Below are 21,851 nucleotides of genomic sequence, written 5' to 3' on the forward strand. Positions count from 1 at the left end.
GTCAAGGCGAACCTACACGAAAATGATTGTCGTTACGTAGAACATCTGCCGACGAGCGGAGGACGGGGGTGGGCGGGGTCCTCGACGGGCTCGTCCGCGATCCCGGCCACCTCGTCGCCGGCCCTCGTCACCCCGGTGGCGCGACCATCCCGGTGTGCCCGTCGAGCGGGCAGCGCGCGCACAGGCCGGCCAGTTCCACCGCCACCCGGACGTCCGCGAACCCGTGCGTCGCCGCCGTCTCCGCCGCCCACCGCGTGACGGGCGTCGTGTCCACGCCCACCGTGCGGCCGCACCGCACGCACGTGAGGTAGTGGTCGTGGGCGTCGGTCCTCGGTCGAAGTCCGCCTGGCCGCCCGCGTCCGACCGCTTCCGATCACTCTCGGCACCAGGGCGGAGATCCACCCACGAGCCCGCCGCGCCCAGCGTCGACGAAGGACGCGGCTTCCGACGGGAACGGACTCGTCATGCGAAGCGACGCGTCACTGCTTAGGTTCGGAGTGGGGTTCGGTCAAACAACGTGCCGAGCGTTCGCGCCTGTTGCCGTGCGTTCGTCCGGTCTCCGTCCCGGGTGAACGGCGCGCCTGGAACGGAGGTCTGATGACAGCACGCCCGGACAACACGTCGGATGTCGCGGTGGTCGCACTGGACGCCGACCGGGTCGACCGGGCGGTGGGGCTCTCCCGTGGTCTGGGGCGGGCCGGGCATCGCGTCACCCTGTACACCAGTGCGCCGGTCATCGCGTCCCTGCCCGCCGGGTGCCGGTCGATCGCGACGCGGGACCTCGCCCGCGACTGGGAGCGCCGCGCCGCCGCGCCCGACGTCGTGCACACGGTGACACCGGCGTCGGTGCGTGCCGTGGCCGCGCTGGACGGTGTGTCCGCGCCGGTCGTGCACAGCCACGACCCGGGCGACGACGTGGGAACGTTGCCGCCCGGAGTCGTCGAGCACTTCGTCGTGGGCGGTGCCGGCGAGGTGGCGGGCGTGCTGGGGACGGGAGTGCCGCGTGGCGCGGTGAGCGTCGTCCCCGAGGGCGTCGACCTCGCCGAATGGGGGGTGGGGGGACCGGCCGCACCGCGATCCGGAGTTTCGCGGCTGGTGTACCTCGGCGCGCTGCGCCCCGGCGACGGCGCGGACACCGCCGTCGCCGCGCTTCCCTGGGTGCCCGACGCGGAACTGGTGATCGGCGCCGACGTCGACGCGGACAGCGGACGCGCCCGCGAGGAGGTCGACCGGTTGTGCGCCGGTGCGGCGGCGCTGAAGGTCGCCGACCGCGTCCGGGTGACGGGACCGGTGTCCGCCGAGCTGCTGCGTTCGGCGGACGTCGTGGTCCACACCCCGTGGAACGCCCGTCCGGTGCGTTCGGTGCTGGAGGCGATGGCCTGCGGCGTGCCCGTCGTCGCGAGCGCGGTCGGCGTGCTGCCCGACACCGTCCTGGACGGTGTGACCGGCGTCCTCGTGCCGCCCCGACTGCCGAAGGCGCTCGGGCTGGCCGTCAGGCGCCTGCTCAACGACAAGACCCGGCGCGCCGCCTTCTCCACCGCCGCCTCGGACCGGGTGGAGCAACGCCACACTTGGGACCGGATCGCCATCGAGACCGCCGCCGTCTACCGAGGCTGCATCGGAGCCCGCGCCGAGCCGGCGTGACGCCGGACCGCGCCGTCGTGGCGGGTGCGGTGGACGGTGAACAGGCAGAGGATCGTCGCCGTCGGTGGTCAGGGGGCTTCCGCCGATGCTTCTGCACGTCGCTCGCGTGGCGAACCGGTCAGGGCGCGGGCGGCGCGGTGCGGGCCGGCAGGTTGTCCAGCTGCCGCTGGATGCGTTCGACGACGGTCTCGCGGCCTTGGCGGTGGTAGAGGTCGAGGGCCTGCCGCCAGGCCTCGCGCGCCTGGTCGTGCCGTCCCAGGGCGGCGAGGGACTGGCCGAGGTGGTCGAAGGTCTCGGCGGTCAGGATCGTGTTGCCGTGGTGGCGGACCAGGACGAGGGCCTGCCGGTAGTACCGGACGGCGTTGTCGTGCCTGCCCGATCGGTGCTCGATCCAGCCCAGGCAGTCCAGGGCGGTGGCCTCACCGGTGACGTTGCGGTGGCGCCGGTGCAGGACGAGCGCGGCCCGGGTGTGCTCCCGGGCGGTGTCGAGGTCGTCGAGTTGGGCGGCGTACCAGCCGACGAGGCCCAGCGCGGCGGCTTCCCACGGCGGGTGGTCGAGCGTGCGGTAGAGGGCCAGGGTCCGCTCGGCGTGCCGCCGCGCACCCAGGTGATCGCCCCGGCGCCCCAGCGCGAGCGCGAGCAGGCGGTGGGCGTGGGCCAGTTCGGCGGGGTCGCCGTGCTCCGTGGCCAGGTGGAGCGCCTGCAGCAGGTGCGGGATCGCTTCGGCGTGCCGGCCGAGGCGGGAGTGGGAGTTGCCGAGCAGCCCGTGGGCGCGGATGCGCGCGACCGGATCGGACAGGTGTCGCGCCGCGTTCAGCGCGGCCTGCCAGGCGGTGAGGGCCTCGTGGAGGTGCGACCGCCACATGTGGAAGATCCTCAGCTCCACGGCGAACTGCCACACCACCTGGTGCATGCCCCGTGCGGCGGCGGCGTGCTGGGCGGCGAGCAGGTTCACGTGTTCGCCGTCCAGCCAGGCCAGCGCCTCGAGGACGTCGGCCGGCGGGTGCGGTCGGGAGTCGGGGAGCGGCGGCGGTGTCGGCAGGGGCGGTTCGTCGGGGTCGAGGAGGCGGTTGGCGATGTGCACGGTCTGCAGGTAGAAGTCGACGACGCGCCGCCGTGCCGCTTCCCGCACCTCCTCGGGCAGTTCCCGCTCGGCGACCGCGCTGCCGTAGGCGCGTACCAGGTCGTGCGTGGTGTAGCGGTTGAGGAGGTTGCGGCTGATCAGCGAGGCGTCCTCCAGTGCCCGCAGCACCTTGCGGACGCGAGCCAGCGGCAGTCCGGTGAGACCGGCGAGCGCGGGCAGGCCGGCGTCCACGCCCGGGGCCGTGCACAGGAGCAGGAAGACCTGCCGCGGTTCGGCGGTCAGGCCGCGCAGCGACCACGACAGGACGGTGGGCAGGCCGGCGCCCGCCTCGTCCTCCTCCAGCGCCTCCACACCCAGGTCACGCAGCTCTTCCGCCAGCGCGCCCAGCCCCGAGAGCGGGTCGGTGCGGGCGCGCCCGGCGAGGACGGCCAGGACCAGGGGGTAGCCGCGGCACAGCTTGACCAGCTCGTCCGAGGCGAACGGTTCGGCGGCGAGGCGCTCCTCGCCCAGCCGGTCGGTGAGCAGCGCACGGGCGTCCCGGTCGTCCAGCACGTCCAGGGACAGGTGCTCGGCCCCGTGCCTGACGATCAGTCCGGACAGGCGCTTGCGGCTGGTGACGAGCACGGTGCAGGTCGGGCTGCCGGGCAGCAGCGCCGTCACCTGGTCGGTGTCGACGGCGTTGTCGAACACCAGCAGCATCCGCCTGCCGTCGACCAGGGTGCGGAACAGCGCCGCCTGCGCGTGGAGGTCCGCGGGGAGGTCGCCGGGTTCCGCGCCCAGGGCTTCGAGCAACCCGCGCAGCGCCACCGCGGGATCCATCGGTGCGCCGTCCGGGCCGAAGCCGCGCAGGTCGACGAACAGCTGACCGTCGGGGAACCGGTGCAGGTTGCGGTGCGCCCAGTGCAGCGCCAGCCACGTCTTGCCCATGCCGCCGGCCCCGCTGATCACGTGGACCGCCACCTTGCCCGGTTCGTCGCGCAGCGCGGCATCGAGCTCGGCCAGTTCCTCGCGGCGCCCCGCGAAGGGGGTCGGCGGCGCCGGCAGTTGGCGCGGAACGCCCCGCGAGGAGGACGGGGCGACCTCGTCGGGCGCGAGCTCCTCGACCGGGTACGGGTGGCCCGGCAGGGCGACCCAGGCGAGGTCGTCGGTCTCCTTGACCCGGACGCGCACCGGGCGGAACGCGCCCGGTTGGAGCACGGAGGAGTGGCGCACGACCTCGTCGAAGATCCACCGCGACACGACCAGCACCACCGCGGCGGGCGACTCGGCCAGCGCCTGCTTCACCGCGGGCGCGTCGAGCAGGCGGAAGGCCGCCGTCAGCGCGGTCGCCGTGGCCCCGTGGTCGTCGAAGGCCACCTCGCCCGCATGGACGGCCATCCGCATCCGGACACGGCGCTGCGGCGGGCTGGACCCGTTGTGGGCGGTGAGCACCCCGGCCAGCGCCGCGGGCGCGGACTCGACCAGCCGGGCTTTGGGCACCTCGGGCGGGACGAGGACGAACAGGCCGTCGCCGCGGTCCTCGCGGTAGCAGTCCACCCACCGGACACCCGCGGTCCCCAGGGCTTCGGCGACCGCGGTGTAGAGCACTCGGCGGACGGCCAGCTGATCGGGCAACTTCCGCCGCAGGTCGCCGAACCCCTCCACGTCGAAGACCGCGATCGTGCGGTGCGTGGCGGAGGCCATCGTCACCGGAGCGCGGGAATCGGCCGGAGGTGGCGCTGTCACGAACGGGATCGTTCCAGCCACCCGGTGACGAGCCGAGGCGAACGGCGAAGCTGCACCCGAACGCCGCAGTCACCCCTCGGAGGTGGCGCCGCGCTCCAGCCGCGACGGTTCACCGGGCCTTCGAGCGGCATGGGCCCTTCGGGGACGAGCGACGTGGCCGGGTCCAGGATCGAGGGGTGGAGGTCCCTGCGGCACCACGTCGTGTCCTCGACGACAGACGTCAGGACCGCGGTCCCTCCGGTCGGGCCACGTCGGAGCCGACGCCCACCACGCCCCCGCCCCCGGACGTCGCGACCAAGCGCCGTCCGGGCCTCGCGGTCACGGAGACCGAACCCCGGCCGCAGTCGAGGCGGCCCGGCTCCCGCGAGTCGTGGAAGACAGCCGTGTGCCGCACCCTTCCGCGACAGGACCGGCTACTCGGTGGCCCCTCGGGGAACGGCGTCCCGCGCGATCCGGTCCAAGTGCTTCTGGATGGTCGACACGTAGTCGAGCGGTGTCAGGGCGCGTGTGCGCAGCACCACGGCGTTGCCGTCGGTGTCGAATGCCACGACCGCCCCGGGGCCCGGGTGCTCGCCGAGGTCGTAGCCCGGCACCGCGAAGTCCTCGTGCGGTCGGGCCGCCGCGGTGGCGAACGCCTTCCACCTCTCCCACTGGACGACGGTGATCTGCTCCGGCTTGCGCCGGGAGTGCGATGGTGGAGTGAGGACGAACAGCCGCTGATGCGCGTTCACCGACCTGATCACGGAGAGTTCGTACCGCAGTTGGCGGTAGAAGTGGGGGAAGGTGATGACGCACCGCGAGTGCTCCACCAGACAGGTGAACTGCTCGCGCCACTGCTCGTCGTCGGTGTAGACCGGCGTCCCGCCGTGCGGGGGCAGGTAGTCGGTCAGGTTTCCCATGTGCTGCCAGGGGCCCAGGCGTTCCCGGACGGTCGGTGCGAAGAACTCCCCGAACGTCGCGGTGCCGCGGCGCAGCCGGTTGGACTTGTAGGTGACCCCCAGCGCCGTGCCCGCCTCCTGGTTGGCGGAGGTGCGGGCGAACCGGGTTCGTTCGAGGTCGAACCCCCGGATGTACACCACGGCTCCCTCCCCGATGACGGCGTCCGCTTCGTCTTCGGCCTTCTGCCGGCGCAAAGCGGCGTCGAAGAAGAGGCCGGCCACGATGACGAGCGGCAGGATCAGCACGTGAACCCGCGATTCGACCAGGCCGTCGAGGCCGTCCTCGACGAGGAGGTAGCCGAGTCCGACGGGAACGGCGAGGGTCACCACCTTGCCGAACAGGAAGAACGGCACCCGGACCTTCCTGGAACCGGCACGCCTCGTCCGCGCGGCCGGTCTGCTCTTCACGGACGCCGCCAATGCCGCCGTGGTGACGCCACTCGTCACCACCACCACGACGGCCGTGCTGTCCCCGGCGCCGCCCAGCAGGACCAACACGCCGAACGTCGTGGCCGTGGCCAGGAGGACCGCCGAGACGGCGTAGACGAGCAGGCCGGACGCGCCCCACGCGCGACGAACCGCCTTGGGCGCGCCGAGCAGGAACGAGACCGTCGTGACGGACGCCGTCAGCACCAACCAGAAGAGGAGGTTCACCGCGACCCCTCCCGTTCCCCGTCGCCCCGGGGGGCTGCGGCGGGTGGCCCCGGTGTCCACGCACCGGAACCGACCCTGTCCAGCGCCCGGGTGATCCAGTTCCGGGAACGGACGAGGTGGGCGGTGTTCCCCAACTCCTCGTGCAGCGCGATGGCACGTCCGTGGCAGACCGCCGCTGCCCGGTGACGGCCCAGAGCGCTCAGGGTGAGCCCCAGGGCGTCGAGGGTCTGGGCTTGCCCGTACCGGTCACCCACCCGCTTGAAGATCCGGTGCGCCCGGCCGTGCAACGCCACCGCGAGGTTCGGGGAACCCGACGCGGTATGCACCCGCCCGAGGAGGTTGGTGGTGCTCGCCTGCCCCACCAGGTCGTCCCGATCGGTGTAGGTGTCCAACGCCGCGCGGGCATCGGCGAGCGCGTCCTCGACGCGACCGGCGCGCAGGTGACTCCCGGCCCTGCCGTTGAGGCAGTTGGCCACACCGTTGGTGTCACCCGAACGGCTGTGGTTCACCAGGGCCAGGGAGTAGTGCTCCGCCGCGCGCTCCGGCTGCCCCATCTCGTCGTACGCCCTGGCGAGCGACTGCAGGACGCGGTTCTCGGCGATCACGTCGCCCAGGGACCCGACAGCGGCGAGCGCCACGGTGAGGCAGTCGACCAAGTCCTGCCACCTGCCCTGGAGGTGCAGGAAGTTCACCGTCGTCCAGGGGATCATCCACGCGTGGACCAGCGCGCCCTGGTCGAACGCGACACGAGCGGCGGCGAGCAGTGCCGTGATCTCCGCGGTGAACCACGCCGCCGCGGCCGCATAGCCGCCGACGACCGGCAGCGCCACCCCCTCCGGTGGTGCGGGGACGGTGATGGGGCTGCGGTGCGGGTTCAAGTACCGGTCGGCGCGGAACGCCGCGTGCAACGCGTAGTCGAGGAACCCGGCCAGTGCCGTGCGGCGGTCGGTCTCCAGATCGAGGTCGTCGCATCGCTCCCGCGCGAAAATCCGCAACAGGTCGTGGAAGCGGTACCGACCGGACTCGACGAGCAGAAGGTTGTGGGAGGAGAGTTCGTGCAGGTGCGCGTCGGTTTCCGGCACCGACAGGCCGCTCAGCGCCGCGGCGGCCCGCGTGTCGAAGGAGTCTCCCGGGTACAGGCTCGTCAACCGCAGCGCACGCGCCGCCCCGGCGGACAGCAGGTCGTACGAACTCGCGACGACGGCTCGCAGGTCGACCGCCGGGACGTCGAAGGCGGGCGAGCCGAGGTGGAGGTCGCCGTCCCGTACGTCCTCGGCGAATCTGTCGAGGTCCATCCCGGAGTGGTGCAGCGCGGAGGCCGCCGTGATGGACACGGCCAGCGGCAAGTCGGCGCACTTCTCCGCCAACAGTTCGACCGCGGGGCTCTCGGCCAGTTCCGCGCCCAGGTAGCTCTCGAACAACTCCAGCGACTCGGCGCGCGCCAAGGGGGTCAACCGCAGCACTTCCGCGCCGTACAGGGCTTGCAGCGCGGCAGGTCTGCGGCGCGAGGTCACCAGCACGAAGCACGTGCGGCTCCCGGGCAGCAGCGGCTCGACCTGACCGCTGTCCCGGGCGTTGTCCAGGATCAACAGCAACGCGCGGTCGTGGGTCAGGTCGCGGAACAGGGCTGTGCGCGAATCGGCGTCGTGCGGCACCGCGTCGGGAGCGACACGCAGGGCGGACAGCAGGGCGAGCACGGCCCGTTCGCGGTCGAGGGCGGATCGTCCCGGCGTGAACCCGTGCAGGTCGAGGTAGATCTGCCCGTCGGGGAAGAACCGGTCTGCCAGGTCGTGGGCCCAGCGGGTCGCCAGGCTGGTCTTCCCTACACCCGGTGGCCCTTCGATCACGCATATCCTGCTTCCCCGGCCGTGCGGGGCGCTCGCCAGTCCCGTCAGCCGGGCGAGTTCCCCCGCCCGGCCGACGAAGTGCTTGCTCGTCGCCGGCAGTTGGCGGGGAGCGCGGTATTCCAAGGCGACACCCCGGTGCAGGTTGATGTCACCGTGAACCGATCCGGCCTGGATCACCGACCCCGTCGAGGTCGTGTCCACCCGATTACCCACAGCAACCTCCGGGTCGTCGTCCACGCCGCGATCCTGCCCTGTGATCAGGGACTTCGGGGCGCAGAAGTGCGGAGGTGGCGGTGAAGATCGGATTGCCGCCCGAGATGCCCGCGCACAGCCTTCGCGCCGGCCGCGGACGAAGCGGTACGGGCACCGCGGTCTTCTCCACCGCTGCGCCCGGGTGATGCGTGGAAGCGCGGGCAAGCGGTCGACGAGGGCGTGCGGACGCGGTCGATTGCGCACTCGGGCACCGCTGCCCTCCTCTCCGGGCACGGTGCGCACCCGGTCCGGGAGCGGTGGCGCACAGGTCTTCCACACTGGACCTGGACACATCAGGCAGTTCGGAGGAATCCCCGCGCTTCACCGCCGTCCCGCACCGGTTCGTCACCCGCGGGCGACAGCCGTCACCGCCGGCACCACCTCGCACGTTCGACGCGGCACACCGACCCCGCACAGCCGGGTGAAGGGCAGGAGCGCATGTCCCACGGCGACAGTGACACCGCGGAGCGGGCCTTCTCGTTCGGTCTCGCCGCACGGGCCTACGCGGACCTCCGCCCCTCCTACCCGGTCGAGGCCGTCCGGTGGGGGCTGAACGGCACCTCCGGCCGGGTCCTCGACCTCGCGGCGGGCACCGGGAAGCTGACCGAGTGCCTGACCGTGGTCACGTCGGACGTCGTGGCGGTCGAGCCGGACGCCGACATGCGCGCCGAGCTGGAGCGGCGACTGCCCCGGGTGACCGCGCTGGACGGGGTCGCCGAGGCGATCCCGCTGCCCGACGAGTCGGTGGACGCGGTGTTCGTGGGGCAGGCGCTGCACTGGTTCGACCTCGGACCGGCGCTGACCGAGATCGCGCGGGTGCTGCGACCCTCCGGCGCGCTGGTCGCGCTGTGGAACCACGACGACACCGGCGTGCCGTGGGTGGCGGAGTTCGCCGCGCTCGCCCGGACGACCACCGCGAGCCGGCACTGGGCCGACCCCCTCGTCCCGCTCCCGGCCCATCCCCGGTTCGCCGCGTTCGAACGCCGGAAGTACCCGAACCCCCAGCCGTTCACCGCCGAATCGCTGGTCCGCATGGTGTGCACCCAGTCGCACATGCTGCTGGCGACGCCGGGGGAGCGGCAGCGGCGGGTCGCCGAGCTGCACGGCTTCCTGGCCGACCGACCGGCCACCTCGTCCGGCGGGTTCGAGCTGCCGATGGTGACGACGGCGATCCGCGCGGTCAGGCCCTGATCGCCCCCACCGCCAGACCGAACTGCCGGCACGTCGAGGTGATGCCCGCGACCACACCCACGCGGTCACCCTCGACGCGTTCGGTGGCCAAGGCGGTGATCAGCGCGTTGGTCAACCCGAAACCCGCGCCGAAGAGCGCCTCCCCGACCACCGGCGCCCACGTGGGCGAGTGCGCCCCCACCCGGACCAGCACCAGTTCGGCCGCGAGCACCACCACGCCACCGAGCACGAAGGCGCCCCCGGTGCCGAGCCGGCCGCGCACGCGCGGGGCGGACCAGGCGCACAGCACGACCGCCAGCGGCATCGGCAAGGTCATCAGACCGGACGCCGCCGCCGAGAGGCCCCGCACCTCCTGCCAGTACGACGAGGCCCTCAGCAGGAACCCGCCGAGGGCCACGAACAGCACGACCGCCGCGAGCGCGGACACCCACAGCGCGGTGATCCGGAACAGCCGCGGGTCGACGAACGGGTCACGCCTGCGCAGCCCGTGGCCGACGAAGACCCCGGCCAGGACCAGGGCCCCCGACGCCCACACGAGGGCCGGCACCCCGGACACCGCCACCGCCCGCATCAGGACGAAGAACAGCAGGACCACCAACACCTGACCGAGCGGGTCGACCCGCCGCGCCCGCGACGCGGTGGACTCCGGCACCACGGCCGTCGCCGCGACGAACACCCCGCAGCCGAGCACGGCGACCAGGACGAACACCGCCCGCCACCCGAACGCGTGCACCACCGCGCCACCGACGAGCGGACCCGACGCCATGCTCAACCCCATGACCGCACCCCACACGCCGAGCGCGCGTGCCCTCTCCTCCGGCCCGGGGAACGTGGTCAGGACGATCGAGAGCGACACCGGGTTGAGCATCGACGCCCCGACACCCTGCACCACCCGACCGGCGAGGAGCACCCGGTGGTCGGGCGCCACCGCGCACACCGCGGCACCGGCCGCGAAGACCGCCAACCCCACCCGGAACACCCGGCGACGACCCCAGCGGTCGGCCACCCCGCCGGCCAGCACCAGGAAGCTCGCCAGGGCGAGGCCGTAGCCGCCGACCACCCACGGCAGCACGGCGGGGGGAACGTCCAACCCCCGCCGGAGCGCCGGCAGCGCGAGGGTGACGGCCGTGGCGTCCACGCCGACGAGGAACACGCTCAGGGTGCACACCAGCAGGACGACCGGTCGGCGGTCGGGCGTCACGCGGATCACCCGCCGCCGCACGGCACGAACAGCTCCATGGTCGCGATGCGCCGCGCCACCCGCTGGAAGACCACCTCGCGCAGCACACCGGCCCCGTCCACCCGCGTGCCCAGCTCGACCACGCCGGCCGCCGTGCCCAACCGGATCGTGGGCGCGACACCGCCACCGACGATCCGGTTGGGCACCGTGCCGGCCGTGACGGCGGCCGCGGCGAGCGCCACCGCCGAGGTGAGGCCGATCGCCGGGTGCGGCGCGAACATCGACATCATCCGGACGGACACGTCGTGCTCGTCGGCCCCCACGCGGCGACCGGAGGTGGTCGTGTACGCGGTGGGCGGTGCGACGAGGCCGACCTTCGGGATGGCGTCGGGCACCGGCGCGCCCGGTGGCACCAGTCCCATCCGGACCGCGCCCTGGCGACGCAGGGAGATCAGTTCGGAGCTCGCCTCCCGGATGCCCTCGACCGTGCCCGCGCCGAAGCCGCGGGCGTCGATGAACATGGCCGGCGCCCCGGCGTCGACGAGGGTCGCTTCGAGAGCGCCCACCACGTCCACCGCGCGCCCCGAGGGCAACAGGCGCCCGGAAGTGCGGCCCACGGGGTCGACGAAGCCGAGTGCGACGGGCACACCCGTGCGACTGAGCGATCCGGGCACGAGCGCGTCACCGCACTCGGGGATGGCGCCGTGCTCGGTGGCGACCGCGGCGGTGAGCAGCGTGCCGGTGTTGAGGTTGAGCATCCGCACCACCGTGGTGCCCGCGCGGGGCGCCACCAGTCCGGTCTGGATCGCGTGGAGGCCGACGGCGGTGGCGCAGTTGCCGCAGTTGCTGCCGTACTCGACGACCTGGTTGCCGATGCCGACCTGGGCGAACAGGAACTCCACGTCGACACCGGGCCTCGACGACGGGGAGACGACCGCCGCCTTGGACGTGGTCGACGTGGCGCCGCCGACCCCGTCGACCTGGCTCGGGTCGACGGAGCCGAACGCGGACAGCAGGATGTCGTCCAGCGCGATGTCGTGGCCCGCGAGGTCCTCGGCGTGGAAGATCACGCACTTGCTGGTCCCGCCGCGCATGAGCGTCGCGGGGATGCGCAGCAGTCGTCGGGAGGGAAGGACGGCGATGTTCGGGGAAGACAGCACGGTGACCACCTCCTCGCAGACCGTAAACCCCTGCTGCCCCGGTGTGATCCGGCCTGCGCCTAGGGGAAGGGGACTCGTCCCGTTCGGGAAGCGCCTCACGCAGGACCACACCGGTCCCGGGGCGCCGTCCAGGCGGCCGCCTGGACCTGTCGGGACAGTCCCACCGGGATGTCCGGTACGGGAAAGCGCTCCCGGCGCCGAACCGGGAACCCCCCCGCCGCGACCGTCCGCTCCCGACGCCCTGCGCGAACGACCGCCCCGCGCTGCCCGATGGGGCGCGGCACGTCCCGATGATCTTCTGCACGCGTTCCGCGAGTCCTACCGTGTGCGAATGGGAGTGTTATCCCCCAACAGGAATGACGCGCCGACCGTCCTCGCGGTCGCCACCGCGCTCGTCCTCGCCCTCGCCGCGTGCGGCACCGTCGACGGCTCGCTGGCGGACGAGGCCCGCGACGGCCTCACCATCGGCATCCGCTTCGACCAGCCGGGCATGGGGCAGCGCCGCGCCGACGGCAAGTACGTCGGCTTCGACGTGGACGTCGCCCGGTACGTCGCCGCCGGGTTCGGCGTGGCCGAGGAGGACATCACCTGGCGCGAGGCCCGCCCCGCGGACCGGGAGAGGCTGATCGAGGACGGTTCGGTCGACTTCGTCGTCGCCGCCTACTCCATCACCGACCAGCGGCGGGAACGGGTCGCGTTCGCCGGCCCCTACTTCGAGACGGGGCAGGGACTGCTGGTGCGCTCCACCGACACCGGCATCACCGGCCCGGAGGCGCTCGACGGCAGGGAACTGTGCTCGGTGACCGGGTCCACGTCGGCGCAGAAGGTCAAGGACGGCTTCGCGGCGGGTGTGCGCCTGGTCGAGTACGGCGACTACTCGGACTGCGTCACCGCGCTGCTGGCGGGCAAGGTCGACGCGGTCACCACCGACGAGGCCATCCTGGCCGGGTACGTGGCCGCGAACCCCGAGCTGCTCACGCTCGTCGGCGAACCGTTCACCACCGAGCGCTACGGCGTGGGCCTGGCCAAGGACGACGCCGCCGGCCTGGCGGACGTCGAGACCTCCCTGGAGGAGATGATCCGGTCGGGGGAGTGGCGCGCCGCGCTGGAGCGCAACCTCGGCGCTTCCGGCATGGACCTCCCCGAGCCCCCGCAGGTGACCGGCGGGTAGCCCGCCGGTGACGTGCGGGGTACGTCCGGGCAAGCAACCCCACCCGGGCGGGCACAAGCCGTCCCCGACGGTTCCGCGCGACGGCGGCCGCGTGGTCGGCTTGACCCGACCCTCCCGGAAGGAGGCCCGCCATGACATCCCGGGCACACCGGGTCGAGGCGACGGCCCCGGCCCACCCGCAGCGGCGCGGCACGAACGAGGTCGCCGAGTGGTACCGGTTCCGCCTCGGTTGGCCGGTGGAGATCACGGACAGTGGCGTCGACCTCCCCCTCGCCGGCGGCATGGTCGCCTTCGAGGTGCCCGTGCACCTGGCCGGGGGAGTCCTCAAGCGACTGACCGAACTCGGCGCCGTGGGCCCGGCCCTGCGCACGGGGGTGGGCAAGGACCGGGTGACGTTCCTGTGCGACGTCAACGACATCGTGATCACCCAGGCGGACGTGCCGCTCGGGGTCAGGTACCTGCGGGTGGGCACCGTGCTCCCGCTCCCGTCACCGAGGCCGTCGGGGGCGTGGTTCGTCGCGCCGGACCCGGATCGCGGGTGGTTGCCCTCCGCGAGCGCGGTGCTGCACGCGGTGTGGCGCACCACCACGGCGGCCGCGCGGGTCATGTCCTCCGGGTTCGCCGTGCGCCACGTCGGGCAGGCCCGCCCCCGGAGGGGGTTCGCGTGACCGATCCGGCCGGCCTGTCCCACGCCGAGCCCGTCGTGTTCGCCGGTGACCTCTTCCTGAGGTTGGCCGCCGAGGGCAGTCTCGTGCTGGAACCCGCCGAGGCGGACCGGGTGATCGAAAGCCTGCGCCGCACCCTGCACGTGCTCACCGACCGCGTCCACCTGGCCGAACTGCTGCACGACACCCCGCTGGACGACATCCGCCGCCTCCACCCCGAGGCGGAACGCGCCGTCGTGGACGCGATGTTCGCCGAGCAGGTCTCCGGGGGCGCCCTGCGGCGTGCGCTCGACGAGCTGCCCAAGTACATCCGAGCCTTCGAGAACGCCAAGAGGCCGTGAGCTGATCACCGGGCGCGGCTCGGCGGGAACCGGCCGCGGACCTCGACATCCCCGTACCACCGCGCCGACCCGGGCGGTGCCCGGCGAGCGCGTGCAGTGGCCGGAGAACGTCGGATGAGGGGTGCACGGCGGGACAGGCATCCGCTCGGGCTTCGACGGGAGACCCTGTGGGACCAGGTGCCTGGTTCGACCTCGTCGCCTCGGAGCGTCGCGGGCGTTCGCTCAGCCGGTTCAACCGGGCAACGCGCACCCGATCATCGCGCACAGTCCACACCCCGCGTGTTGACCGCCGCGCGCGCCGGGTCGAGCCTCTCCCCGAGGGGCGAGCGGAAGGTGTTTGCATGCACACGACTGACACACCGGGCACTCCGGCCGACTTCATGGCCGGGGCCTTCGCCGTGCTCGGGCAGTTCGCGCCCGACCCGACCGACATGTTCATCGGGCTGGTCTTCCGGGTCTCGGGACCGTGCCCGTCGGTGGACGCGGTGCGGGAACGCGTCGCGTCACGCCTGCACCGGTTGCCGCCGATGACCGAGAGGCTGGTCCCCGGCGAGGTGGCGCGCTGGGAACCGGTCCTCGACTTCGACGTGGACCACCACGTCCGGGTGTTGCCCCGCCAGGAGGCGGTGGCGACGGCACGGGAGGTGTTCGCCGACTCGTTCGACCCGACCCGGCCGCCGTGGTGCCTGTGGATCTCGGACAACGGATCGGGCACCTGGGACGCCTACTACCTGGTGCACCACGGGCGGCAGGACGCGGGTGGCGCGGTGCGCACCGTGGAGGCGCTGCTGGGCGCCGGCGAACCCGCCACGTGGCGGAGGACCGGTGACCGCCGCCGGTCGTGGTCGCGCGGGTGGCCGGGCGCGGTGTCCCTGCTGCCCGACCTGCTGCGCACCCGCCTGCCCGCCGAACCGGCCCCGCGGTGGTCCGGCGGGGAGGAGCGGGTGCTCGGGCTGGGGAGCGTGCCCGTCGAGGACCTCAAGCGGGTCTCGCGGCGCAGCGGCGCCTCGGTCAACCAGGTACACCTGGCGGCGATGGCCGAGGCGCTGGCCGGGTGGCTGCCGCCGGTGCCCGGCAGGCAGGTGTGCCTCCCCGTGGAAACCCGGCGCGACGGAGAACCGCACGACGACTTCGCCAACCGGATCGGGTTGATGCGGGCGGTCCTGCCGTGCGGTGGTGACGTGACCCCGGCCGAGAGGTTGCGGGCCGTGGTGGCCTCGGCGAGCCGGACGCGGGTCGAGCGGCACCGCCGGGCCTGGCGCGACCTGGCCGACAACGCCCCGGGGCGGGTCGCCGGCCGGGTGCTGCAGCTGATCACCGACCCCTCGCGGGTGGGCGTGACGGTGGCGGCCGTCCGCATCCCGGAGCTGTCGGCCCTGATGGGCGGACAGGTGCTCGGCGTGACGGCGATCCCGTGGCTGCCACCCGGGCACACCTGCTTCGCGTCGCTCATCAGCTACGGCGACCGGGCCCGGCTGTCCGTCCTGGTGCCCGAGGGCGCGCCCGACCCCGCCGAGCTGATCCGGCTGTGGGTGCGGGCCGTCGACGCACTGGACGCGGACCGCGCGGACGTGTCGGCGAGTTGAGGGGCCGCCTCGGCCCGCGCCCGCGTGCCTGAACCCCACCCCGTGCACGAGGACGCGCTCGACGCGGCGCCCCGGCGCGGGCTCGCCGCGGTGGGGCCGCCCTGTCGGGCGTGAACACGTCGACGGCACGACACCGGGCCGCGCCGACCCGTTCGGCGGCCGTCGGACGGTCCAAGAGCCCGCCTGTCCCGTCCGGTGGGCGGGGTCATGGACCGCCGGCGGCCCGGTCCCGGTCGGCGGCGACGATCAGCGGACTCCCGCGGGCACCCCGGTGCCCGCGTGGACTTCGGCCGCCGATCCCTCGTCGGACGTGGCCCGCGACACCGGGCGGACCGGTCGCCGGGCGCCCCCTCAGCCGGGGAGGTGCCGGGTCGGCGACTCGACGGGGTCCACGACCGCTCCGCGCGAACGACGCCAGCCCGCACGTGCCCTGGGGTGGAACCGGCGGTCGTGCGGGACGAGGCGGAACGCCAGGTGCACGGCCCGGCCCAGGACCCGGTGCAGGTGCTCGTCGAGGTCGCTCCAGCTCAGACCCAACCGATCACGGATCACCGGGTCGTACAGCCCGGTGGTCAACCACCGGAACCCCCGCGCGAGCAGGGCCCACAGCGGTGACCAGAGCGCCTGCGGCACGGCAGGCAGGAAGTGGGGCTTCGGCAGGCCGGCCAGGTCGAGCACGTCGCGGGTGGCCTTGTTGTCCACCAGCACCCGGGAGCACATGTCGTCCCAGTAGGTCTGGAACTCCTCCCACGAGCCGGGCACCGGTCGCATGCTCAGGCCGTACAGCGCGTACCACTGGACGTGCTCGGCGAACAGCTGCCGCCTCGCCGCCTCGGGCACCCCGCCCATGAACCTGTCCCCGAAGCGGATCGTGGTCATGAAGAACACCGCGTGCGCCCAGTAGAAGACGTCCGGTTCCAGTGCGTGGTAAGCCGCGCCCGAGTCGTCCGCGCCCCGGATGGCGGTGTGGTGACCGCGCACCTCGACGGCGGTCTCCCGGGCCCGCGCGCCGTCGTAGACGACGCCCAGGATCGGGTAGAACGAGCGGAACACGCGCTTCCAGCGCTCGCCGAAGAACCGCGAGTGCTGTTCGACCGCGAGGCCCAGGCGCGGGTGCATGTTCTGCATGGACCCGGTCCAGAGCATGACGAGCACGTTGCGCCAGTCGCCGAAGTAGCGCCACGTCAACGAGTCCGGGCCCAGCGGCACGGGACCTCCGCTGTTCTCCACCTCAGCGCTGGTGGCTCGTGGACAGCAGTCGGTCCAGGCCGAGGCGACCACGCCGCATCGTCAAGGCGTGGTTGTGGGCGAAGGCGCGGCGGGCGACCGGGGCGAACACGCGCAGCAGCCTCTTCCGCGCGGTGCACTCCTGGGTGATGTGGACGTCGGTCGAGCCGTCGGCCCGATCGGTCACCGCGAAGTCGATCCAGCCGGCGATGTCGCCGTCGAGCGCCAGGCGGAAGTGCCCACCCGGCGCGTCGCGGACCAGGAAGCGGTTGGTGACCCTCAGCGTGTACGGGAGGGAGGAGCGCAGCGCGATGGCCACCGCGTCGTCGTCGATCCGCTCCACCCGGCGGTAGTCCGGCCACCAGCGCGGGTACTCGTCGATCGCGACGAGCGCGTCGAAGACGGCTTCCTTCGGGTGTCCGACCGTCCACGAGAGGTCGAACCGGTAGAAGTTCAGGTCCACGGCGCACCTTCCACCCGACGGGCCCACCCTCGTGAGCCGGGCCGAACGCTAGTGCCCCGTCGTGAGCGGGTCCGGTCGTCGCGCTGTTCTCGTCCCCTTCGGCGGGAGGAGGTGCGCGTTCGGACAACCGCGGAGCGCGCGGGCCGACGAGGAAGGCCGTTCTTCCTGTTCAGGCACTCCTGCGGGGAATGCCGAAGTCCCGGATCGCGAGTCGGCCCATGATGCACGGGACAGGTGTTCCGCCATCACCCCGGAGGTCGTCCGCTCATGACCGGAGCAGATCGCGATGCCGCCGACGACGTGACGCTGGCGGTCAGGTGGCCGAGTCCGCCGGACGGGCAGCACGTCGCGAGGCCCGCCGACTGGGCGACGGGCCTGTTCAAGAAGCTGGACCCGCTGCCCGGTGACCGCGAGCCGCTGCGGGTGGAGGTGGTGGGTGGCGGCCCGGTGGGGTTGTCGTTCGCGTGCACGTTGCGGGCGATGATGGGTGACCAGGTGGTGATCCGCATCCACGACCGGCGGTGGAAGCGGCAGGGCAACAAGGTGGTGTGGTTGGGGCAGGCGGAGGGCAACTTCCGGCGCGAGCAGGTCGTGACCCTCCAGAGCAACGTGTGGTCGACCCTGCCGCACCAGGTGCAGGAGCGGTTGTTCACGCAGGGGCGGTTCGGGGAGATGTGGCCGTTGGGCCCGGACTCCCCGGAGGGGAAGGGCCGGCCGCGCAACATCAAGATCCGGTGGATCGAGGACGCGCTGCTGGAGATGGCGCAGGAGCTCTACGACATCGAGCTGGTGCCGGGCCGCTACGAGGTGCCTCCGACTTGGGACGGCACCCAGGTCCTGGTGGTGGCGGATGGGGCGAACTCGCCGACCCGCACCGCGTTGAAGGACCACTTCGGTACGCCGGATCGCAATTTCTACTCGGTGGACGGCGAGCAGTTGGTGGAGACGGTGTTGGGCATCCGGGTGCGGGGGAACTTCCCGGACGAGCACACGGTGCCGTTGACGGTGGGGCAGAACCGGTACTTGTTCAACTCGTTGGGCGGCGGGTTCATCAACATGCGGTTGACGGCGGAGGAGGCGTCGGAGATCGTCGCGATCGGGGAGAACGCGCCGGTGGAGTGCATTCGCACGTACCGGTGCATGATGCTGCCGCGTGGTGACCGGTTCGTGTGCGATCGGCATCGGGCGATCTTCAAGCCGTCGGTGGACCGGTTGTCGTTTTTGTGGCCGCGGATCCTGGACGGGGCGCGGTTGTTCGGGGCGGGGCCGGGGGACATCCTGGGGATCACGATGTTCAACCTGTCGATGACGCAGAACGCGCGGTTCACGGCGCAGTTGGGTCCGTCGACGTTCGGGTTCCTGATCGGTGACGCGGCGAACTCGCTGCACTTCTGGCCGGGTCGGGGGCTGAACACGGGGGTGAAGAGCGCGTTGTCGTTGGCGGGCACGTTGCGCTCGCGCTGGCAGGGCAGGCAGTTCCGCTCCTCGGACTTCTCCGCGCACGAGGGTTTGATGCAGCAGTTGCAGTACCGGGAGAAGTCACGGGCCTGGACCACGATGCTCATGCCCGACCAGGACGGCATGCCGAGGCTGGTCGAGGACAGGCTGCGCGACGGGTTGACCGGCCCGCACGACCGTGCCGCGCTGGTCCGGGTGCTGTTCGAGCGGGTGAAGGACGTCAAGGCGCGGATGACCGGGCGCATGGGGCCCTTGCCGGCGGACGAGTGGTACTTGGAGCGCATCAACGGCCTGCACGTGAAGACCCTCAAGCAGTTGGTCGAGTCCGGTCCGTGGATCACCCGCGAGATCGGCGGCGACGAGGTCTCGGTCGACGTCGACTTCGCCGACATCGCGACCGACCCGAACCCGCCGCTCCCGGTCCTCGTGCCGCAGGTCGATCCCGAGCAGACGACCCTCACGCCGCTGCGCGCCCTGATGGCCGCAGCACGACCGCCTGCCCCGGCGGGGTGCTCGGAACCGACCGTCCTCACGTCGCTGAGCGACGTGCTCCCGGTCGCCAACGCCTGATCCGGCACCCCGCGGCCGACCGACGGACGCCGCACCGGGCTTCGGCCCGGTGCGGCGTCCGCGAGCGGAACGCGGTGCGGATCAGCCGAGGGCCTCGCACGGGGTGGCGTCCGGGTCCTGGGCGGCTCCCGGCACCCAGCGCACATGGTGGAGGGTGGCGTCGAGCCGGCCCGCCGTCGTGAGCAGGAAGGGGGTGTTGACCTTCTTCGGGTCGAGGCCGGCGGCGGTGAAGCACGTGATCGGGATCTTCACGCTCCGCTCCGCGCCGATCGGCAGGCGGCGCAGGAGCGCGGTGGCGTCGAGTTCGGCGGCGCACGGGTAGACGCAGTGGACGGCGAGCGCCGTGGTGGCGGTCGGCTCCTGGTGCAGGGTCAGGTCGATGACGAGGGCGCTCGGGACGTCGGCGTAGGTGCTGAGGTCCGTGCCGCCGTCGGTGTGCTGGAGGTAGACCTGGCCGGGCGCCGTGCCGCTCCACGTCACCCGCAGGCCCGCGGCTCCGTCGGGGGACGCGGAGATGGCCTGGTAGGCGGCGGTGTTGTCGTCGCCGATGGCCGTGCCCGCCCAGTCGTCCTCGGCGCTGCCGAGCATGCCGCGGTACGCGGTCGCCCCCCGACCGCCGTAGACCTCCAGTTCGGGTCCGCTCACCGCTCGCTGCCGCACCGTCGAAGGGCTCGCCGAACCGGACGCGGAAGGTTGCGCCGAACCGGGTGCGGGAGACTGCGCCGAGCTGACGCCGGCGGCCCGTTCATCGCCTCGGGGGTCGCCGCTGAACGCCAGGGCCGCGGTCGTACCGACCGCCACGACCGCGAGCACCGCCGCCGCCGGGACGAGCCACGGGCGCTTCCGCTTCGACGACGCCGCGCGCGCCGAGCCGGTAGGCGGGGTGGCACGAGCCGCGCCGACGGGCGGAGCACCGACCGCTGCACCGGTCACGGGCGACTGACGTGCCGGTGCGGGGGCAGATGCGATGTTCCGGGCGATGGCCGCCGCGCCGAGGGCGACGGTCAGCTTGGGGTGCAGGCCGACGTGGATGGGTTTGCCGAAGGTGGCGGAGACCATCTGCGCGACGAGGGGGATGCGGGAGGAACCGCCGGCGAGCAGCACGCCGGTGAGGTCGTCGGGGCGCAACCCGGCGGAGTGGATGGTGCGGTGCAGCGCCTCCGTGGTCAGCGACACCGAGTGGCGGACCATGTCGTTGAACCGCAGCCGGGTGATCGTGACCTGCCGGGTGTCGCCGGGCAGCGGCGAGGGCAGTGTGACGTCGGGTTCGGTGGAGAGCTGCTGCTTGGCCTCGACGCACAGCGCGCGAGCCGCGGCCAGGACGGCGGGCGTGTCGGGTGCGGCGGGGTCGAGGGCGGTGAGCGCCCCGTCGAGCAGGGCGTCGAGGTGCGCCAGCACGGCCTGGTCGAAGTCGATGCCGCCGAGGCGCTCGACGCCCTCCGGGGTGCCGAGGATGCGCATGCCATCGTCCTGCGCGCGCAGGACGGTGGCGTCGAAGGTGCCGCCACCGAGGTCGTAGACGGCGATGAGCTCGCCGTCGCCCAGCCGGCGCTCCGCGCTGTAGTGGGTCGCGGCGGCCTCGGGTTCGGTCACGACGCGCACGCCGGTCAGGCCGGCGAGGCGGTGCACCTCGTCGAAGTGCTCGCGCCGGTAGGGACCCCACACCGCCGGGCAGGTCAGCACCACCGCGTCCGGCGGACCGCCCTCGTGGGCGGTCACCGCGGCCACCACGTCGCGCAGCTGCGCGGCCAGCAGCGCCGAGGGCGCGTAGGGAGCACCCCCGACGACGAGCGGCGCGGGGTCGCCGAGCCTGCGCTTGTGCCCGCGCGAGACCCGCTTCGGGTCGGCGACCGCAGCCGCCTCTGCCGCGTCACCGGTCAGCAGCGCGCCGTCCGCCCCGGCGAACACCGTGGACGGGGCCACGACGTCGCGGCCCAGCGGCACCACCCTCGTGCCGGACTGCCCGGACACGGCCGCCGCCGTGAACGTCGTGCCCAGATCGATGCCCAGCCCGTACCCCACCGTCGAACCTCCTCGCGCGCCGCTTCACCGGCATCCTCACGCCTGCCGCGCCGCGGCACCCGGCCGGAAGGTCGCGCGCTGCCCCTTCGGGAACGGCACCATGCCTGTCCACTCCGGAAACCGACCTCCGCCACAGGGTGGGCACGGCCCCGTGCGGGTGACGGGACGCCGCGCTCACCGGCACCGACCACCCGGTCGTCACGTGCCGGCCCTTCCGCTCCGCGAGCGCGTGACCGAAGGGGCACCGAGGGCTTCGCCATCGGGCGAGCCGTGCGGTTAGCCGTTGTCCGGATCGGCCCGGCTCCGCTGCACTGGGCAGCACCGCTGGTCAGGAGGTCGACTGTGTCCACGCCGCACGCCGAGCAGCTCCGACCTGCCCGCAGCGCGGCAGGCGAGGGGGAGGTCGTCACCCCGGGGTCGGACGGGCGCGGGCCGTGGTCGGGGACGCCGTCCTGCCCACATCGGGCCGGACCGCCGTTGACGAGGCCCTCCCGCCGGGCGGGGGAGAGGTGCCGGCCCGCGTGACCGCGGACGGGCCGGGAGTGCCGGAGAAGTCGCAGGAGCCGGCGGACGCCCACGACCACTGGTTCGACGAAGCCACCCGAGGCACGCCGGGGCTCACGATCACCAGGTAAGCACGCAGCGGGAAACCGCAGGACCGACGGAGCCCCCC

At 73.2% G+C, this 21,851-nt stretch carries 16 protein-coding genes; 7 read left to right on the forward strand and 9 right to left on the reverse strand.

The window, feature by feature from the left end; translation table 11 throughout:
• Positions 1-127: 127 nt before the first annotated feature.
• Positions 128-274: a hypothetical protein gene (locus tag J2S66_RS09030; protein ID WP_310306137.1), complete on the reverse strand. Its 147-nt coding sequence runs from the start codon at positions 272-274 to the stop codon at positions 128-130.
• Between the two features lie 323 nt (positions 275-597).
• On the opposite strand from J2S66_RS09030, the gene J2S66_RS09035 reads away from it, so the two are divergent.
• On the forward strand, positions 598-1,644 hold the full coding sequence (locus J2S66_RS09035) for a glycosyltransferase family 4 protein (protein ID WP_310306139.1): 1,047 nt from the start codon (positions 598-600) through the stop codon (positions 1,642-1,644).
• 118 nt (positions 1,645-1,762) lie between these two features.
• Here the strand turns inward: J2S66_RS09035 and J2S66_RS09040 are convergent, their stop codons facing one another.
• From J2S66_RS09040 to J2S66_RS09050, 3 genes are all read right to left on the reverse strand, one after another.
• Entirely contained in the window at positions 1,763-4,453 is a 2,691-nt protein-coding gene (locus J2S66_RS09040; protein WP_310306140.1) for a tetratricopeptide repeat protein, read from the reverse strand.
• A gap of 413 nt (positions 4,454-4,866) precedes the next feature.
• A complete protein-coding gene (locus tag J2S66_RS09045; protein ID WP_310306142.1) occupies positions 4,867-6,045 on the reverse strand; it encodes a hypothetical protein in 1,179 nt (392 codons plus the stop codon).
• Positions 6,042-8,015 (reverse strand): tetratricopeptide repeat protein, encoded by a 1,974-nt coding sequence (locus tag J2S66_RS09050; protein WP_310306145.1) that lies wholly within the window; start codon positions 8,013-8,015, stop codon positions 6,042-6,044. Before J2S66_RS09050 ends, J2S66_RS09045 begins: the two co-directional genes overlap by 4 nt.
• A 567-nt stretch (positions 8,016-8,582) precedes the next feature.
• Here J2S66_RS09050 and J2S66_RS09055 point away from each other — a divergent pair.
• Positions 8,583-9,335 carry a class I SAM-dependent methyltransferase gene (locus J2S66_RS09055; RefSeq protein WP_310306147.1) on the forward strand — a complete coding sequence of 251 codons (753 nt, stop codon included), beginning with the start codon at positions 8,583-8,585 and terminating at the stop codon, positions 9,333-9,335.
• On the opposite strand, the gene J2S66_RS09060 is transcribed toward J2S66_RS09055, so the two are convergent.
• A complete protein-coding gene (locus J2S66_RS09060; RefSeq protein ID WP_310306149.1) occupies positions 9,325-10,536 on the reverse strand; it encodes an MFS transporter in 1,212 nt (403 codons plus the stop codon). The two genes, J2S66_RS09055 and J2S66_RS09060, sit on opposite strands and share 11 nt — an antisense overlap.
• A 5-nt stretch (positions 10,537-10,541) precedes the next feature.
• Entirely contained in the window at positions 10,542-11,675 is a 1,134-nt protein-coding gene (locus J2S66_RS09065) for a PrpF domain-containing protein (RefSeq protein ID WP_310306151.1), read from the reverse strand.
• Between the two features lie 331 nt (positions 11,676-12,006).
• Here J2S66_RS09065 and J2S66_RS09070 point away from each other — a divergent pair, with 331 nt between their 5' ends.
• The 4 genes from J2S66_RS09070 (at position 12,007) to J2S66_RS09085 (ending at position 15,438) form a co-directional block, all read left to right on the forward strand.
• A complete protein-coding gene (locus J2S66_RS09070; protein WP_310306153.1) occupies positions 12,007-12,846 on the forward strand; it encodes a glutamate ABC transporter substrate-binding protein in 840 nt (279 codons plus the stop codon).
• 131 nt (positions 12,847-12,977) lie between these two features.
• A complete protein-coding gene (locus J2S66_RS09075; protein WP_306750644.1) occupies positions 12,978-13,514 on the forward strand; it encodes a hypothetical protein in 537 nt (178 codons plus the stop codon).
• Positions 13,511-13,852 (forward strand): hypothetical protein, encoded by a 342-nt coding sequence (locus J2S66_RS09080; protein ID WP_310306158.1) that lies wholly within the window; start codon positions 13,511-13,513, stop codon positions 13,850-13,852. The genes J2S66_RS09075 and J2S66_RS09080 overlap by 4 nt, the downstream gene beginning before the upstream one ends.
• Before the next feature lie 341 nt (positions 13,853-14,193).
• Positions 14,194-15,438, forward strand: a complete 1,245-nt coding sequence (locus tag J2S66_RS09085; RefSeq protein ID WP_310306160.1) for a wax ester/triacylglycerol synthase domain-containing protein — start codon at positions 14,194-14,196, stop codon at positions 15,436-15,438.
• A 351-nt stretch (positions 15,439-15,789) separates the two neighbouring features.
• Here the strand turns inward: J2S66_RS09085 and J2S66_RS09090 are convergent, their stop codons facing one another.
• Positions 15,790-16,668 (reverse strand): oxygenase MpaB family protein, encoded by an 879-nt coding sequence (locus J2S66_RS09090; protein WP_310306164.1) that lies wholly within the window; start codon positions 16,666-16,668, stop codon positions 15,790-15,792.
• Position 16,669: 1 nt separating this feature from the next.
• Entirely contained in the window at positions 16,670-17,128 is a 459-nt protein-coding gene (locus J2S66_RS09095) for an SRPBCC family protein (RefSeq protein WP_310306166.1), read from the reverse strand.
• Between the two features lie 267 nt (positions 17,129-17,395).
• On the opposite strand from J2S66_RS09095, the gene J2S66_RS09100 reads away from it, so the two are divergent.
• Complete coding sequence (locus J2S66_RS09100) at positions 17,396-19,156, forward strand: hypothetical protein (RefSeq protein ID WP_310306168.1); 1,761 nt, start codon at positions 17,396-17,398, stop codon at positions 19,154-19,156.
• An 81-nt stretch (positions 19,157-19,237) separates the two neighbouring features.
• Here the strand turns inward: J2S66_RS09100 and J2S66_RS09105 are convergent, their stop codons facing one another.
• Positions 19,238-21,178: an Hsp70 family protein gene (locus J2S66_RS09105; RefSeq protein WP_310306170.1), complete on the reverse strand. Its 1,941-nt coding sequence runs from the start codon at positions 21,176-21,178 to the stop codon at positions 19,238-19,240.
• Positions 21,179-21,851: the final 673 nt, after the last annotated feature.

This window comes from Saccharothrix longispora (assembly GCF_031455225.1).
GTDB lineage: Bacteria > Actinomycetota > Actinomycetes > Mycobacteriales > Pseudonocardiaceae > Actinosynnema > Actinosynnema longispora.